The 16,643-nt window shown below is 71.7% G+C and carries 12 protein-coding genes; 8 read left to right on the top strand and 4 right to left on the bottom strand.

Annotated elements, in window-relative coordinates:
* From alc to JKV81_RS20570, 7 genes are all read left to right on the top strand, one after another.
* The coding region (gene alc, locus JKV81_RS20600) for an allantoicase (protein ID WP_202077108.1) at positions 1-899 on the top strand (899 nt) is incomplete at its 5' end.
* A gap of 237 nt (positions 900-1,136) precedes the next feature.
* Positions 1,137-1,982, top strand: a complete 846-nt coding sequence (locus JKV81_RS20595; protein ID WP_129262997.1) for an STAS domain-containing protein — start codon at positions 1,137-1,139, stop codon at positions 1,980-1,982.
* The gene (locus JKV81_RS20590) at positions 1,979-2,356 is read left to right on the top strand and encodes an STAS domain-containing protein (protein ID WP_099172599.1); all 378 of its coding nucleotides are present in this window, start codon (positions 1,979-1,981) and stop codon (positions 2,354-2,356) included. Before JKV81_RS20595 ends, JKV81_RS20590 begins: the two co-directional genes overlap by 4 nt.
* Positions 2,353-2,778: an anti-sigma regulatory factor gene (locus JKV81_RS20585; RefSeq protein WP_129262995.1), complete on the top strand. Its 426-nt coding sequence runs from the start codon at positions 2,353-2,355 to the stop codon at positions 2,776-2,778. Before JKV81_RS20590 ends, JKV81_RS20585 begins: the two co-directional genes overlap by 4 nt.
* Complete coding sequence (locus tag JKV81_RS20580; protein WP_202077106.1) at positions 2,766-4,031, top strand: ATP-binding SpoIIE family protein phosphatase; 1,266 nt, start codon at positions 2,766-2,768, stop codon at positions 4,029-4,031. Before JKV81_RS20585 ends, JKV81_RS20580 begins: the two co-directional genes overlap by 13 nt.
* Entirely contained in the window at positions 4,028-5,818 is a 1,791-nt protein-coding gene (locus tag JKV81_RS20575) for an ATP-binding protein (RefSeq protein ID WP_202077104.1), read from the top strand. The genes JKV81_RS20580 and JKV81_RS20575 overlap by 4 nt, the downstream gene beginning before the upstream one ends.
* A complete protein-coding gene (locus JKV81_RS20570) occupies positions 5,815-7,464 on the top strand; it encodes a fused response regulator/phosphatase (protein WP_202077102.1) in 1,650 nt (549 codons plus the stop codon). Before JKV81_RS20575 ends, JKV81_RS20570 begins: the two co-directional genes overlap by 4 nt.
* A 101-nt stretch (positions 7,465-7,565) precedes the next feature.
* Here the strand turns inward: JKV81_RS20570 and pepN are convergent, their stop codons facing one another.
* Positions 7,566-10,142, bottom strand: a complete 2,577-nt coding sequence (pepN, locus tag JKV81_RS20565) for an aminopeptidase N (RefSeq protein ID WP_202077100.1) — start codon at positions 10,140-10,142, stop codon at positions 7,566-7,568.
* A gap of 125 nt (positions 10,143-10,267) precedes the next feature.
* Between pepN and JKV81_RS20560 the strand changes: the two genes are divergently transcribed.
* A complete protein-coding gene (locus tag JKV81_RS20560) occupies positions 10,268-10,768 on the top strand; it encodes a DUF1203 domain-containing protein (RefSeq protein WP_129262985.1) in 501 nt (166 codons plus the stop codon).
* Positions 10,769-10,843: 75 nt separating this feature from the next.
* On the opposite strand, the gene JKV81_RS20555 is transcribed toward JKV81_RS20560, so the two are convergent.
* The 3 genes from JKV81_RS20555 to JKV81_RS20545 form a co-directional block, all read right to left on the bottom strand.
* A complete protein-coding gene (locus JKV81_RS20555) occupies positions 10,844-11,872 on the bottom strand; it encodes an aspartate-semialdehyde dehydrogenase (RefSeq protein ID WP_129262983.1) in 1,029 nt (342 codons plus the stop codon).
* A 195-nt stretch (positions 11,873-12,067) separates the two neighbouring features.
* On the bottom strand, positions 12,068-15,376 hold the full coding sequence (locus JKV81_RS20550; protein WP_202077098.1) for a S8 family serine peptidase: 3,309 nt from the start codon (positions 15,374-15,376) through the stop codon (positions 12,068-12,070).
* A 143-nt stretch (positions 15,377-15,519) separates the two neighbouring features.
* Positions 15,520-16,527 carry a hypothetical protein gene (locus tag JKV81_RS20545; protein ID WP_129262979.1) on the bottom strand — a complete coding sequence of 336 codons (1,008 nt, stop codon included), beginning with the start codon at positions 16,525-16,527 and terminating at the stop codon, positions 15,520-15,522.
* Between the last annotated feature and the right edge of the window lie 116 nt (positions 16,528-16,643).

Genomic DNA, 16,643 nt, shown 5'->3' with positions numbered 1-16,643 from the left:
ACAAGGGCAAGATCATGGACGGCTGGGAGACCCGCCGCCGCCGGGGCGCGGACGCGGACCACCCCTTCCCCGCGCCCGAGGACCACGACTGGGCGATCGTCCGGCTGGGCACCCCCGGGATCATCCGCGGCGTCGTCGTCGACACCGCCCACTTCCGCGGCAACTACCCGCAGCGCGTCTCCGTCCAGGCGACGTCCGTGGAAGGCGCCCCCGGGCCGGAGGAGCTCCTCGCCGACGACGTGAAGTGGGAGGAGCTCGTCCCGCCGACCCCCGTACGCGGCCACGCCGCCAACGGCTTCGAGGTCACCGGCGGCCGCCGCTACACCCACCTGCGGATCTGCCAGCACCCCGACGGCGGCATCGCCCGCCTCCGCGTCCACGGCGAGGTCGTCCCCGACCCGGCCTGGCTCGCGGCGCTCGGCACCGTCGACCTGATCTCGATCCTGAACGGCGGCACGTACGAGGACGCCTCGGACCGCTTCTACTCCTCGCCCGCCCAGATCATCCTGCCCGGCACCTCCCGCAAGATGGACGACGGCTGGGAGAACCGCCGCCGCCGGGTCCGCGACACCAACGACTGGGTGCGCTTCCGGCTGCCCGCGCAGGGCGCGGTGCGCGCGGTCGAGATCGACACCGCCTACCTCAAGGGCAACGCCGCGGGCTGGATCGGCCTCCAGGGCCGCGACGGCGAGAGCGGCGACTGGTTCGAGATCCTGCCCCGCACCCGGCTCCAGCCCGACACCCTGCACCGCTTCGTCCTGGACGCCGAAGCCGTGGTCACCCACGTACGGCTCGACGCCTACCCCGACGGGGGCGTGGCCCGGATGCGCCTGCACGGCTCCCTGACCGGGGCGGGGGCGGCCGAACTGGCCCGTCGCCACGAGCAGTCCACGGGCTGAGGCCCCCGGTCCACCCACAACTCCCGCCCGGCGGACGGCTGCGCACCCGGCGCCCGTCCGCCGGGCGGTTTCCACCGTTCTCCTCCCGGGAGCGCCGGCCGGAGGCGGTCACTCCCTCCTCCCTCGGGCGGGCCGCGGAACCGATGGTGTGAAGGCGCGGTGAAGGGGCACACGCGTGGTCGCGCTACGCTGCCGAGCAGCGCACCACACGGGGCTGAAGCAGAGGGAGTCATCTCGGTGACCGAACAAGACATACCGGCCAGGCTCGTCGAGTTGCTGTCCGCACAGCAGGAGTCGCTCGGCGCGGCCTGGGTGGAGACCGTCTCGCGCACCCTGCGCGGGCGCATCTCGCTCGCGGAGCTCGACCGCGAACTCCGGGAGCTGTACGACGCCCTGGTGGCGGGCCTGCGCACAGGCGGGCTGGACTGGCAGGGGGACGCGTTCGCCGAGGCGCGCGCGCTCCTCACGGAGCTCTCCCGGGCCCGGGCCCGCCAGGGCTTCACCCCGACCGAGACCGCCACCAGCGTGCTGGCGGGCAAGGACGTCCTCGCGCCCACGGAGGACACTCCGGCGGCGGACATCCGGGCCTACCTCCAGCTGAGCAAGCTGATCGACGCGCTCGGTCTGTTCACGCTCGAGGTGTACGCCAAGACGCGCGAGGAGATCATCAGCGCTCAGGCCGAGCAGCTGATGGAGCTCTCGACCCCCGTGGTGAAGCTGTGGGACGGCGTGGTCGCCGTACCGCTGGTGGGCACCCTGGACTCGGCCCGGACCCAGGTGGTGATGGAGAAGCTGCTCCAGGCCCTCGTCGACACCGGTTCGGACCAGGCGATCATCGACATCACCGGGGTGCCGGCGGTGGACACCGAGGTCGCCCAGCACCTGCTCAAGACGGTGGTGGCCGCCCGGCTGATGGGTGCCGAGTGCATCATCTCCGGTATCCGGCCCCAGATCGCCCAGACGATCGTCGCCCTCGGGATCCAGTTCGGCGACATCGTCACCAAGTCGTCGCTGGCCGATGCCCTCAAGCACGCCCTGCGCGGCAGCAGCGCGGTGGTCGCACAGCCCGGCGGCCGGGCGTGACCGAACGCGTACCCGTACTCAAGATCGGTGACGTACTCCTCGTCTCCATCCAGGTCGAGCTGGAGGACCAGGTCGTCCTGGAGCTCCAGGACGACCTGGCGGCCCGCATCGTCGAATCCGGGGCCACCGGGGTGGTCATCGACATCACCGCCGTCGAGATCGTCGACTCCTTCGTCGGCCGCATGCTGGCGACCACGGCGGCCATCTCCCGCATGCTCGACGCGCAGACCGTCGTCGTGGGCATGCGGCCGGCCGTCGCCATCACGCTCGTGGAGCTCGGGCTGTCGCTCGGCGGCGTGCGTACCGCTCTGACACTGGAGAAGGGGCTGGACATCCTGGCCCGGCGGGACACCACCCGCCCGGCTCAGCGATGACCGGGCTCGCGCCCGTCCCCGACACCGGTCATGAGACCGTCCCCATCAGTTCGAACGACGACGTGGTCCGGGCGCGTCAGCTGGTGCGCTCGCTCGCCCAGCGCTGCAAGCTCTCGCTCGTCGACCAGACCAAGCTCGTCACCGCCGCGAGCGAACTCGCCCGGAACACCCTGGTCTACGGCGGCGGTGGAGTCATGCGCGTCGGACTGGTCCGCCGTGACAGCCGGGTCGGTGTGACCGCGGTGTTCGAGGACTCCGGCCCCGGCATCCCCGACGTCGACCAGGCGCTGACCGACGGGTGGACCTCCGGGGGCGGTCTCGGGCTCGGGCTGAGCGGAGCGCGCCGTCTGGTCGACGACTTCACCCTGGACACCGAGGTCGGCAGCGGGACACAGGTCGCGGTGACCAAGTGGGCTCGCTGATCCCGCCGGTCCTGGTCGCGGAGGACGTCGTCTGGCTCCGCGACCAGGAGGCACTCCCCACCGCGGCCCGGGTGGCGGCGGCCTCGCTGGCCAGGCGTATCGGTTTCGACGAGCCGCGGTGCGCCGAGGTCGCCCTGGCCGTGAGCGAGGCCGCGACCAATCTGCGCAAGTACGCCGTCGACGGGGCGTTCCTGCTGCGTACGGTCAGGACACCGAGCGACGCCGGGCTGGAGTTCGTCACGACGGACGAGGGGCCGGGGATGGCGGACGTCGCCTACGCGCTCGCCGACGGCACCTCGACCTCCGGCACCCTCGGCATCGGCCTGGGTGCCATCTCCCGCCTCGCCGACTTCTTCGACCTGCACTCGCTGCCCGGGCGGGGCACCGTACTGACCGCGCGTTTCTGGACGAAGGAGGCGGCGCGCCGCTTCGCCGTACAGGGGAGCCCCGTGGTGGAGGGTCTGACGAGGGCGATCACCGGGGAGGACGTGTGCGGGGACGCCTGGGCCGCCCGCCGGGCCGGTGTCCCGGCGGAGGGCGGGGGCGACCGGCGGCAGGCCAGGGCGCTCTCCTCGGCCGCGCCTCCGGAGGCCCCCCTGGGCTGGGCGCAGCTGACCGGCTTCCGGCGTACGGCGGACGGTTCACGGCACACGGACGGGCCGCGCCACACGGACGACCGGCAGTACACGGACGGTTCACGGGCCGCGGCGCCTCCGGAGCCCCGGACCGGTTCCGGCGGGGACGAGCCGGCCCTGCTGGTGCTCTTCTGCGACGGACTGGGACACGGGCCCCTGGCCGGCCGGGCCGCGCAGGCGGCGGTGGCCGCCTTCCGCGACTCGGACGCCCAGCGGCCCGAAGCGATCCTCATGGACGTCCACAAGGCGCTGCGCGGGGGCAGAGGAGGCGCCGTCGCCGTCGTACGCATCGAACCGGCCGAACGGAGCGTGTACTTCTGCGGCGTCGGGAACGTCAGCACCTTCGTCGTGGACCCCGCGACCGGTACCCGGCGTTCCCTGTCGTCGGCCCCCGGCATCGTGGGCCATCACCTGCCGACCCTGCGGTCCGTACGGCAGGAGCTGCCCCGGGACGGGGCCGTGATCATGCACTCCGACGGTCTCACCGAGCGCTGGCAGGCGACGGCGCTGCCCGGGTTCCTGGAGCACTCGCCGCTGGTGGCCGCCGCGCAGCTCCTGCGTGAGGCGGGCGTACGGCGTGACGACGCCGGTGTCGTCGTGGCGAAAGGACCCTGGTGAACACCTCCGCGGCCCAGGAGGCCGACCCCCTCGTCTCGTTCTCCCTCGCGACGGAGCAGGACGTCTTCGTGCTGCGCCGCAGCGGCAAGTCGGCCGCCGAGGCGCTCGGGGTGGACAACCAGGACCAGATCCGTCTGGCGACCGCGCTGAGCGAGCTCGGCAGAGACCTGCTCGGGTCCTCCGGACTGACCGTCACTTTCGGTGTCGTCAGCGGCCCGCAGCCCGTCCTGCGGGTCGCCCTGTCCTGGCAGGACGGCCATGGGCCCGGCGAGGAGGCCATGAAGGCGGCGGCCCGCCTCGTCCCGCTCCGGCACACCCCGTCGGAGCGGACGGTGGCGGTCGAGCAGCCGATCGCCGGGGAAGCCGGGACGGCCGAGTCCGTCCAGCAGGCCAGGGAGGCGCTGCTGGCGCACAAGGGCATCAGCGTGCTGGACGACACCCGCGCGCAGACCAGTGACCTGATCGCCGCTCTGGAGGAGTCCAGGGCGCAGCGCGAGGAACTCCGCCGGCTGAACGAGGAGCTGGAGGAGACCAACCGGGGGGTCGTGGCGCTCTACTCCGAGCTCTCGGAGGAGCTGGAGGAGACCAACCGCGGCGTCGTGGCCCTCTACGCCGAACTCGAGGACAAGTCCCGCCAGCTGCGTGAGGCGAGCGAGGCCAAGACCAGATTCTGGGCCAACGTCAGCCACGAGCTCCGTACGCCGGTCAACTCCGTCGTCGGGCTGGCCCGGATGCTGCTCGAATTCGATGTGGAGCGCCTTGACGAGGAGCAACGCCGACAGGTCTCCCTCATCTCCGCCTCGGGCGCCACCCTGCTCGCCCTCGTCGACGAACTCCTGGACGTCGCCAAGGCGGAGTCCGGACGCCTGGAGCCCACCTGGGCGGTGGTGAACCTGCGCGTGGCCCTCGGCCAGCTGCGGGGCACCCTGCGCGGTTACGGGACTCCGGGCGCCGCCGAACTCGTCGTGGCCGAGTCCGACGCGCGGATCGTCAGCGACGAGGTCATGCTCGCCCGCATCCTGCGCAATCTGCTGTCCAACGCCCTGAAGTTCACGCCCGCCGGGACCGTACGCCTCGACGTCACCCGGGAGGACGGGCCCGACGGCGACCACGTCGTCTTCAGCGTGTCGGACACCGGCATCGGCATCCCCGAGGAGGAGCAGCAGCAGATCTTCGAGGAGTTCTACCAGGTACGGGGACCGCACCAGCGCGGACGTTCCGGGACCGGCCTCGGCCTGCCCTACGCGCGGCGGCTCACCGAACTCCTCGGCGGCAGCCTCTCGCTGACCAGCAGCCCGGGATCCGGGACCGTGGTCACCGTGCGGCTGCCCGCCGACGGGCCGGCCGCCGCCGGGCCCGACGACCAGGAGGCGCCGGCACCCCTGGTGGCGGCCCTGGTCACCGTGGACGACGACGACGCCTTCCGCGCCACGATCCGCCCCCTCCTGGGCCGGCTCGCCGGACGGGTGGTCGAGGTGGGTGAGGGCGGACTGGCGAGCTCGGTGGTGCGCCGCGAGCGCCCGGACGCCGTCCTGCTCGACCTGCACCTGCCCGACCTCGACGGCTACGCCGTACTGGCGCAGCTCGCGGCCGACCCCGGCCTGCGCGCCGTCCCCGTCGTCATCCTGACCTCCACGCCCGCCGAGGACCTGGACCGGGACCGGCTCACGCACGCACGGGCGGTCCTCGAGAAGTCCACGCTGACCCTGCCCAAGCTGGTCGCGGCCTTCTCGGAACACGTCACGCCCGCCCTGCCGGGAGCGGACCAGAAGGACGACACCGCATGAGTACGCATCTGCATCAGGACAGCGCCGCCGCCAAGGTGCTGGTGCTCGACGACAACGACACGAACCGCTACATCGTCAGCAGCTGGCTCCGCCGGGCCGGCCACACGGTGGTGGAGGCCTCCGACGGGACGGAGGGCCTGTCCCTGCTCGCCACCGCCCCCGACGGCGACCTGCCCGAGCTGGCCGTCGTGGACGTGCGGCTGCCCGACATGAGCGGCTTCGAGGTGTGCGAGCAGATCAAGGCCGATCCCCGGACCGCCTCGCTGCCGGTCATCCACGTCTCCGCGACGGCCATCGAACTGAGCGACCGCACCCAGGGACTCCACCGCGGTGCCGACGCCTACCTCACCGAGCCCATCGCCCCGGACGAGCTGCTGGCCACGGTCACCGCGGCGCTGCGCTACGCCCGCGCCCGGCGCCGTGCGGAGCGGCTCGCCACCCGGGTGGCCGCGCTGAACAGCAGCACCCTGGCCGTGTACGCCGCCAAGGACGGGGAGACGTTCGTCGCCGCGGCGGCGGCCGGTGCGGCCGCGCTCATGGAGTCGCCCGCCGTCGCCGTGGGACTCAGCCCGGACAACCGGACGCTCCACCTCGCCACGGCCGCGGTGAGCCCCCGCCCCGGGGGCGCGGAGCCGTCGGTCACCGGCGTCCACGGGGGATCACGGCTGCTGGACACCCTGACCGAGCGGGCCCTCGGCGAACGGACCGGGACGGAGACGGTACTCCTGTCCGGCGCGGACTGGCGCGCGCTCACCGGCCACGAGGGGAGCGGCCGAGCGGACGTGTTCCCCGAAGGGGTCGCCCTGACCCTCGCCCGTACGAAGCGGGGCCGGCCCGCCGTCGCGTTCGCCGTCGCCGCCACGGCCCTGGCCGGCGCCGACGACCGTGAGCTCCTGTCTCAGCTGGCGCAGGCCTGCGCGCTGGCCCTGGAAGCCCTGCGCACGCGCAGCGAGGAACACGCGCTGGTCCTCACCCTCCAGCGCAGCTTCCTGCCGGACAGGCTCCCCGAAGTGCCCGGCGTGGACATGGCCGTACGCTACGAACCCGCAGCCGACGACGCGGAGATCGGCGGCGACTTCTACGAGGCCATCGAGACCCCGGCCGGGCTGCTGCTCGCCATCGGGGACGTGGCCGGGCACTCGCTCAAGGCCGCCATGATCATGGGCGAGATCCGGCACGCCCTGCGGGCCTACGCCATCGAGGGGCACGACCCCCGGTCCCTCCTGACGAACCTGGACGCCCTGCTGGTCCGCCTGCGGCCGTCGATGACCGTCACCGTCTGCCTCGTGCTCGTGGAGCCCGGCGGACGGCGGATCCAGGTGGCCAACGCCGGTCACATACCGCCCCTGCTGCGGCACCCGGACGGATCCACCCGCTACCTGACCGAGCACGGGCCCCTTCTCGGGCTCAACCTGCCGCACCCGCCGGCCGTCAGCCACGACGTGCCGGAGGGGTCCACGCTTCTGCTGCTGACCGACGGCCTCGTCGAGGTCCCCCGGGAAGACCTCGACGAGAGCCTGGAGGCCCTGGGCAGCACCCTCTCCCGGGCACCGGCGGAGGTCGAGGAGCTCTGCGACCACCTGCTCGCGATGTTCGGCAAGGGCAAGACGGACGACATCGCCCTGCTCGCCGCCTGCCTCCGCTGAGCCGGCTCCCCGCCTGCCCCCGCTGAGCCCGCTCCCGCCCCCCCGGCACCACGAAGGGGGCGCCCCCTGACGGAGACGCCCCCTCGCCGTGCGGGTTCCGCCTACGCGGTGGCCGCCGCGGCGTCCGCCGCCTGGGCCTTCAGCGCGCGCTCCACGCCCGCCCGCGACTCCGACATCAGCCGGCGCAGCGCGGCGCTCGGCTGCGCCGAGTCCAGCCAGGCGTCCGTGGCGTCCAGGGTCTCCTGCGAGACCTGGAGCGACGGGTAGAGGCCGACCGCGATCTGCTGGGCCATCTCGTGGCTCCGCGCGTCCCAGACGTCCTTGACCGCCGCGAAGTACTTCTCCGCGTACGGCGCCAGCAGCTCACGCTGCTCGGTCTGCACGAAGCCGCCGATGACCGACTCCTGGAGGGAGTTCGGCAGCTTGTCCGACTCGACGACCGACGCCCACGCCTCGGCCTTCGCGTCCTCGGAGGGCTGGGCCGCGCGGGCGGACGCCGCGTGGCGCTCACCCGCGGCGGTCCTGTCGCGCTCGTACTCGGCGGCGATCTCCTCCTCGTCGATGAGACCCGTCGCCGCGAGGCGCTGCACGAACGCCCAGCGCAGCTCCGTGTCGACGGCCAGGCCCTCGATCTCCTGGGTGCCGTCCAGCAGCGACTGCAGCACGTCCAGGTGGAGCGGGCTGCGCGCCGTCGCGGCGAAGGCGCGGGCCCACGCCAGCTGGTGGTCGCCGCCCGGCTCCGCCGCGCGCAGGTGCGCCAGCGTCGCCTCGGTCCACTGGTTCAGGCCCGCCTCGCGCCACTCCGGGGCGGCGTAGAGGTCCAGGGCCAGCTTCACCTGGCGGTGCAGCGACTGCACGACGCCGATGTCCGTCTCCTTGCCGATCCCCGAGAGGACCAGCGCGAGGTAGTCACGCGTCGCCAGTTCGCCGTCGCGCGTCATGTCCCAGGCCGAGGCCCAGCTCAGCGCGCGGGGCAGCGACTCGGTGAAGTCGCCCAGGTGCTCGGTGACGACCCGCAGGGACTCCTCGTCGAGGCGGACCTTCGCGTACGACAGGTCGTCGTCGTTGAGCAGGACGACCGCCGGGCGCGGGGTGCCGGTGGGGAACGGCACGGTGGTGCGCTCGCCCTCGACGTCCAGCTCGATCCGGTCCGTGCGGACCAGCTTCCCGGCGGCGTCGAGGTCGTAGCAGCCGATCGCGATCCGGTGCGGGCGCAGCGTGGGCTCGCCCTTCGCCCCGGCGGGGAGCGCCGGAGCCTCCTGGAGCACGGTGAAGGAGGTGACGTGGCCGTTGCCGTCGGTCTCGATCTCCGGGCGCAGGATGTTGATCCCGGCCGTCTCCAGCCACGCCTTCGACCAGGTCCGCAGGTCACGGCCGGAGGTCTTCTCCAGGGCGCCCAGCAGGTCCGACAGGCGCGTGTTGCCGAAGGCGTGCGCCTTGAAGTACGCCTGCACGCCCTGGAAGAACGCGTCCTTGCCGACGTACGCCACGAGCTGCTTCAGGACCGAGGCGCCCTTCGCGTACGTGATCCCGTCGAAGTTCACCAGGACGTCGTCGAGGTCCTGGATGTCCGCCATGATCGGGTGCGTCGACGGCAGCTGGTCCTGCCGGTAGGCCCAGGTCTTCATGGAGTTGGCGAACGTGGTCCAGGAGTGCGGCCACTTCGAGCCCTCCGCGTCGGCCTGGCACGCGATGGAGGTGTACGTGGCGAACGACTCGTTCAGCCAGAGGTCGTTCCACCACTCCATGGTGACCAGGTCGCCGAACCACATGTGGGCCAGCTCGTGGAGGATCGTCTCGGCGCGCGTCTCGTAGGCCGCGTCGGTGACCTTCGAGCGGAAGACGTACTGGTCGCGGATGGTGACCGCGCCCGCGTTCTCCATCGCCCCGGCGTTGAACTCGGGGACGAAGAGCTGGTCGTACTTGGCGAACGGGTACGCGTAGTCGAACTTCTCCTGGAACCAGTCGAAGCCCTGCCGCGTGACCGCGAAGATCTCGTCCGCGTCGAGGTACTCCGCGAGCGACGGCCGGCAGTAGATGCCGAGCGGCACGGACCGGCCGTCCTTCTCGTAGCTGCTGTGCACCGCGTGGTACGGACCGGCGATCAGGGCCGTGATGTACGTGGAGATGCGCGGCGTCGGCTCGAACGACCAGACGTCGTTCTCGGGCTCGGGCGTCGGCGAGTTGGAGATCACCGTCCAGCCGGAGGGCGCCTTCACGGTGAACCGGAAGGTCGCCTTCAGGTCGGGCTGCTCGAAGCTCGCGAAGACCCGGCGCGCGTCCGGGACCTCGAACTGGGTGTACAGGTAGGCCTGCTCGTCGACCGGGTCGACGAACCGGTGCAGGCCCTCGCCGGTGTTGGTGTACGAGCAGTCGGCGACGACCTTCAGCTCGTTGGCACCGGCCTGGAGGTGCTTCAGCGCGATCCGCGAGTCCCGGAAGACGGCGGCGATGTCCAGGTCCTTGCCGTTCAGCACGATGTCGTGCACCGCGGGGGCGACCAGGTCGATGAAGGTCTCCGCACCGGCTTCGGCGGAGTCGAAGCGCACGGTGGTGACGGACCTGTAGGTGCCGCCCTCCTGTGCGCCGGAGAGGTCGAGATCGATCTCGTACGCGTCCACGGTCAGCAGGCGCGCCCGCTCCTGTGCCTCTTCGCGGGTCAGATTCGTGCCAGGCACGCGGTCATCTCCTTGGTGTGCGACTTGATATGCGACGTTTTTCGCCATCCTTCCACGTGAGGAGGGCGCAGCGCGATGTCCGTTTTCCGCCGGACCGGCGGCGGCGTCCGGGCCACCCTCGGATCATGACCACTTACGAGGCACGGCCCATCGGGCCGGACGTCCTGAAAGAGCTCCGCACCAGCGACGACGCCGGGCGGCCCTGCGTCCCGTACACGGCCACGGAGGGCGGCGAGCCGCTCCGCTGCTGCCTGCGGGGCGCCGGGCCGGGGGAGAGGATCGCCCTCGTCTCGTACGCCCCGCTGCGGCGCTGGGCGGCCGGGACCGGGGCGCGCCCGGGAGCGTACGACGAACAGGGACCGGTCTTCATCCACGCCGGGGAGTGCGGGGGCCCGGCGGCGGACCGGGCCGGCTACCCGTTCTCGCGGGCCGGGGCGCTGCGCACGGTCCGGCGTTACAACGCGGCCGGCGAGATCGTCGGCGGCCGGCTGCTGGAGATCCCGGCCGACGAGGAGCGGGGCTACGACGAGGCACTGGCGGAGGCCTTCGCCGACCCCGAGGTGGCCCTGGTGCACGTGCGGGCCGTGGAGTACGGGTGCCTGCACTTCGAGGTGCGACGGGACTGACACCGGCGCGGGCAGCGGCATGCGGAAGGGCGGCCACCGCGATCGGTGGCCGCCCTTTCCGGGGTGAGGAGGAGCTCAGCCCTTGAGCTCGGCCGCCACCAGCTCCGCGATCTGGACCGCGTTCAGCGCGGCGCCCTTGCGCAGGTTGTCGTTGGAGACGAACAGCGCCAGACCGTGCTCGACGGTCTCGTCGACGCGGATGCGGCCCACGTAGGAGGCGTCCTTGCCGGCCGCCTGGAGCGGGGTCGGGATCTCGGAGAGCTCGACGCCCTCGGCGTCCTTCAGCAGCTCGTAGGCGCGCTCGACGCTGATCGGGCGGGCGAAACGGGCGTTGATCTGGAGCGAGTGGCCCGAGAAGACCGGGACCCGGACGCAGGTGCCGGACACCTTGAGCTCCGGGATCTCCAGGATCTTGCGGGACTCGTTGCGGAGCTTCTGCTCCTCGTCGGTCTCGAAGGACCCGTCGTCCACGATCGAGCCGGCGAGCGGCAGCACGTTGAAGGCGATCGGGCGCTTGTAGACGGCCGGCTCGGGGAAGTCGACCGCTTCGCCGTCGTGGGTCAGCTTGTCCGCCTCGGCGACGACCTTGGACGCCTGTCCGTGCAGCTCCGCGACACCGGCGACACCGGAGCCGGACACGGCCTGGTAGGTCGCGACGGTCAGGGCGTCGAGCTGCGCCTCCTGGTGCAGGGGGCGCAGCACGGGCATGGCGGCCATCGTGGTGCAGTTCGGGTTGGCGATGATGCCCTTGGGGCGGTTCCTGATCGCGTGCGCGTTGACCTCGGAGACCACCAGCGGGACCTCGGGGTCCTTGCGCCAGGCGGAGGAGTTGTCGATCACGACGGCGCCCTGCGAGGCGACCTTCTCGGCCAGTGCCTTCGAGGTCGCGCCACCGGCGGAGAACAGCACGATGTCGAGACCGGTGTAGTCCGCCGTGGAGGCGTCCTCGACCGTGATGTCCTTGCCCTCGTAGGAGATCGTGGAGCCCGCGGAGCGCGCGGAGGCGAAGAGCCGCAGTTCGGCGACGGGGAACTTCCGCTCGGCCAGGATCCTGCGCATGACTGTGCCGACCTGACCGGTGGCGCCGACGATTCCGACCTTCACTGGGACTCCCTCACAGATGCGAACGGGCACGGTTGCCGGTCCATGATGCGTATGTCCACGGCTTCCTTGTCCAATCCATTGTCCGGCAGTCGGACGGACGGCGACCGGGGCGCGGACAGAGCTGTGGGGCGGGAGCCCTTGCGAGCCCCCGCCCCACGGTCCGCGCGTGTCGTGCGGATCACACGGCCGTTCCGGTTACGGCGCGACCTTCTCGATCACGACGCTGCCGGTGCCCGCCGCGGTGCCCCGGGCGTTCACCAGCTGGACCTCACCGAAGAACTGCCGGCCCTCGGGAGCCGCTCCGGCGACCACGACCTCGGCCCCGACCTGGGCGGACGCGCCGTTGGCCAGGTTCACGGCCTTGGACTCGTCGACCTTGATCGCGCCGAGCGACGGTGCGTAGTACACGTCGCGGTAGTCGTACTCGGTGGTCCCCGCCGGGACCGAGTAGCCGTCGATCACGACGGTGTACGTGCCGGCCGCCGGCTTCACCAGGCTGACCGTCTCCTCCGAGCCCGCCGTCGTCGAGGCGCCGACCTCGGTGGCGCCCTGGTAGACGTACAGGTCGATGTCGGCGTTGGCGTCCGAGGTGTTGCCCACGGCGATGTCGAGCTTCTCCACGCCCTCGCCGATGGTCACCTCCTTGACGTACTCGCCCCCGGTCCGGATCGACGGACGCTCGACGTCGGCCGAGCCCAGCGAGCCGCCCTTGAGCGTGCCCTCCAGGTCACCCGCGTTGTTGGTCACGGTCCAGTTCACCGCGGCCGGGGTGCCGATCTTCGCCTCGGGGATGGTCTGCACCGCCGGGTCGAAGGAGGCGCCGAGGAGCGAGACATCCAGCTTGTACGGGTTGTCCAGCAGCGGCGACGTACGGCGCGCCTCGACCTCGATCTCCCAGACGCCCGGCTGCGGGGCCTTGTAGGAGCGCGTGTCCGGACGGCAGGTGTTCGTCGGGTTCTCGTAGTTCGGGTAGCAGTAGATCGTGGAGCTGTCCTCCACCGCGACCCCGTAGGGGTGGATGGAGATGAACCGCGTCTGGCTGCCCGAGCGCAGGGCGCTCATCGCGACCTCGAGGGTCTCGGCGCCCTCCGGGACGTTCAGGAAGTACGACGTGGTGCCGTTGCGCTGCACCGAGCCGCTCGTCGAGAACGCGTACCCCGGCTTCACGAGCTCCTTGGCGACGACCACCGTGGAGAGGATCTGCTGGTCCACACCCTTGGTCTTCGCGTCGTCCACCAGCAGGATCGCGCTGTGGACGCCCGCCGTGCGGGGCTTCGCCTGGACCTTGACGGTCACCGGCTTGCCGAGCGGCAGCGAGACGGTGCTCGAACCGGTCAGGGTGAAGGTGCCGTCGTTGTTCTTCCACGACAGCTTGTGCTTGACGGCCTTGTCCGGGCCCGTGGTGCGGGTGACGGTGACGTCGTACGACTTCTTCTGGCCGGCCTTCAGGCCGCCCTCACGGTCGTACAGGCCGGTGCCGAAGCCCGGGGTCTTCAGCGCGAAGTCGATCGCGGTGTCGACCGGCGCCTTCACGGTGTACTCGTGCGCCGGGGTGCCCTTCTTCTCGATCTGCTTCCAGGCGCCGACGATGTCGATCAGACCGGAACCCTGGGCGTGCGCGGGCACACCGTCGATGTGGGTGGCGGTGCTGGTCAGCGCGGTCCGCAGGTCGGCCGGGGGCAGCTCGATGTGCTTCTGCTTCGCGGCGGACAGCAGCAGCGCCGTCGCGCCGGCGGCCTGCGGCGAGGACATGGAGGTGCCCTGCAGCATGGAGTAGCCGGCCGGGAGCGAGTAGCCCGCCTCCTTGACCGGGCCGCCGGGCAGCCAGGTCTGGGTGGTGTTGATCGAGGCACCCGGGGCGGTCAGGATCGGCGCGAAGCCGCCGTCCTCACGCGGGCCGCGCGAGGAGAAGGGCAGCATGTCGTACTTCTTGGTGACGTTCGAGCCGTAGTTGGCCGCCCAGGTCTCCTTGGAGATGGACGCGCCCACCGAGATGACGTGGTCGGCGAGGCCGGGGTCACCGATGGTGTTGACACCGGGGCCGTCGTTGCCGGCCGAGATGACCAGCTGGACGCCGTAGATGTCGATGAGCCGCTTGTAGAGCTCGGCGCGGGCGTTGTTGCCGTCGTTGAGCGGCGGCAGGCCGCCGATCGACATGTTGACGACGTCGACGCCGCGGTTGACGACGAGGTCGATCATGCCCTCGGTCAGCGCGATGTTGGTGCAGCCGCCGGACCAGGTGCAGGCACGCGAGGAGACGATCTTGGCGCCGGGCGCCGCACCGTTCATCGCGCCGCCGAACAGGCCGTTGGCCGCGGTGATGCCCGCGACGTGCGTGCCGTGCTCGCTCTCGATGACCCCGATGTTGACGTAGTCGGCGGTCTTGCCGGCCGCGTCGACGACGACGTTCTTGCGGGTCTCGACGACGAACGGGATGCGCTCGACGACGTCGGTCCGCGGGTCGTCCGTACCGAAGTAGGAGACCTGGTGCTTCTCCTTGTACGGCTTCAGGACAACGTCGTCACCGAAGTCCGCGTTGTTGTTCAGGTCGACGCGAGTGGTGCCGGTGACCGGGTCGTACAGCACGCCCCACTGGTCGGTGGTGTCACCGTCGCGGTTGAGGTCGCCCGCCATGTCGCCGCCGCGGGTGGCGGACTCCTTGAAGACGCGGAAGGCGTACGAGCCCTTCGGCGCGGAGTACGTCGTGCCGCCGCTCGTGAACGTCGGGCCGGACACCACCTGGTCCATCCGGAGCCAGGTGCCGTCGCCGTCGCTGACGGGGTCGGTCGCCGTCACCCAGTCGACGATCTTGCGCTCGCCGGTGGTGGTCTTCTGCAGCGCGGGGTGACCGAGGTCGACACCGGAGTCCAGGACACCGATGGTGATCCCGCGGCCGTCGGCCTTCGGGTGCTGCTTGACGAAGTCGACCGCGCCCGTCTCGAAGGACGGGTTGTACGGGTTCTTCGCGGGGGTCTTCTTGTTCGGCGCCGCGTAACTGCCCGTGGACTTCTGCTGCTTCGCCCCGGCGGCCCGGTCACCCGTGGGCGTCGGGTCGTCCAGCTTGATCTCCTGCTTGAGATCGATGCCCTGGACCGACGACAGCTTCTGCGCCGCCTTGATGGTCGCCTCGGCGGTCGCGGTCGGCACGGTCGCCCGGACGTAGCCGAGCTTGTCGTACGTCTGCCCCAGCACGGACCCCTTGACGGCGTCCAGCTGTTCGGCGACCTTCTCGGTCGCACCGGGGGTGGTGGCGACCATCATCGTGATGTTCTTCTCGCCCTTGGCCTCGGCCTTCGCCAGTACATCGGCGTCGGCCTCGCCCAGCTTGTCGCCGTTCGTGCTCGCGGCGGCGGGCTTCACGGGGGAGGCCACCGGGTCGTCGGCGGCGAAGACCGGGGCGGCGCCGGAGGCGGCCAGCGCGGCCGCCAGACCGGCTGCGGCAGCTATGCGTGCCGCGCGTCTCGCCCCGGGTATGGAGCTGGGGGATTCCTTGGTCATCAGCATCCCTGATTGTGAAAGAAAGAGAGAGTCCGGAATTCGGTACCCGATGACCGCTCAGCCTTTCGTAAATGACAGGGGTTTGTGGAGAGTTGGCGGGGACGAGAGAGCGACATGGCGTAGATCCGCCAACGCGGCCATTGCGCCACTCACCGCGGCATGACCACCACGTACGCCGCCGGCTCCCGGTCCTCGGCCGCCATCATCGCCGTACGCAGCACCACCGACAGCTGTGCCGTCGAGTCCCGCAGCTGCTTCGGCGTCACCCGCACCACCGTCACCCCGAGCCGCTCCAGGTGCTCCCGCTCGGCGGCGTACGCGACGTGCTCCTCCCGGGGTGAGCGGGCGCCCAGTTCGAGCGCGACCGCCTGTTCCGGCCAGTACGCGTCCACCCCGCCCAGGAAGCTGCCGCCCGGCAGGGACAGCTCCACGTTCCACAGCGGCTGGGGCAGCCGGTGGGTGCGCACCATCTCGTACAGCCGGCCCTCCGCCATCGCCCGTCCCTCGACGAGCAGCGCGTCCACCGCGTCCACGACGTGCGCGCGGCCCAGCAGCTTGGCCTCGTTCAGCTCCCGTACGACGGACGCCGGTTCGCAGTGCCCGCCGCGCACCGCCTCCGTCAGGATCCGGCGCACCGTCGAGGCGTCCGCGAGCGAGGCCACCGCGTCGGCCAGTGCCCGCTCCACCGGGGCCAGCGGCACCCCGAGCCGGCGCTGCGGACGGGGCAGCACGGCGGCCCGGGTCACCTGGACGAACCGGGTGGAGCGCAGCCGCCTGGTGCGCGGCACCAGCACGTCGATCCGGTGCAGCGCGATCCCGGGGGGTGCCGAGCTGAAGCCGTACAGGGCGAGGGCCGCCAGGCCCGTGACCATGGCCTCGCCGAAGCCGGGCCCCGACTGGGCCGGCACCGTCCGGCGGGCCCCGGCCGGCGGCCGTCCGGCGTACAGCAGGGCCCCGTGCACCCGGTCGTCGTTCGTGGGCTCTCCCGGGTGCAGGAGGTACACGCCGGGGAGCAGTTGCTGCCACGGGCCGCCGGGCAGGCACTGGGCGGCGGTCTGCGCGGCGGACACGCCCTGGGCGCGCAACTGGGCGGACGACTGAACGCGGTGGGTGACTTCGTGGACGGGGCGCGGGGACAGCGGGGTGTTCTGGGTCATGCCGGGGAGGTTCCCGCAGGCTCACCGCCCGATAACCCGTGTTACACGCCCGTCGACAATCCAGGACGACGCCGTCCTAAAGTACGGCAGTTCGAATGACGAAAAGGGTGGTCGCG

Origin of the sequence: Streptomyces silvae (genome assembly GCF_016745505.1) — a bacterium.
GTDB lineage: Bacteria > Actinomycetota > Actinomycetes > Streptomycetales > Streptomycetaceae > Streptomyces > Streptomyces silvae.
Note: the sequence above shows the minus strand (reverse complement) of the source record. Positions and strands in the feature narration are given on the sequence as shown.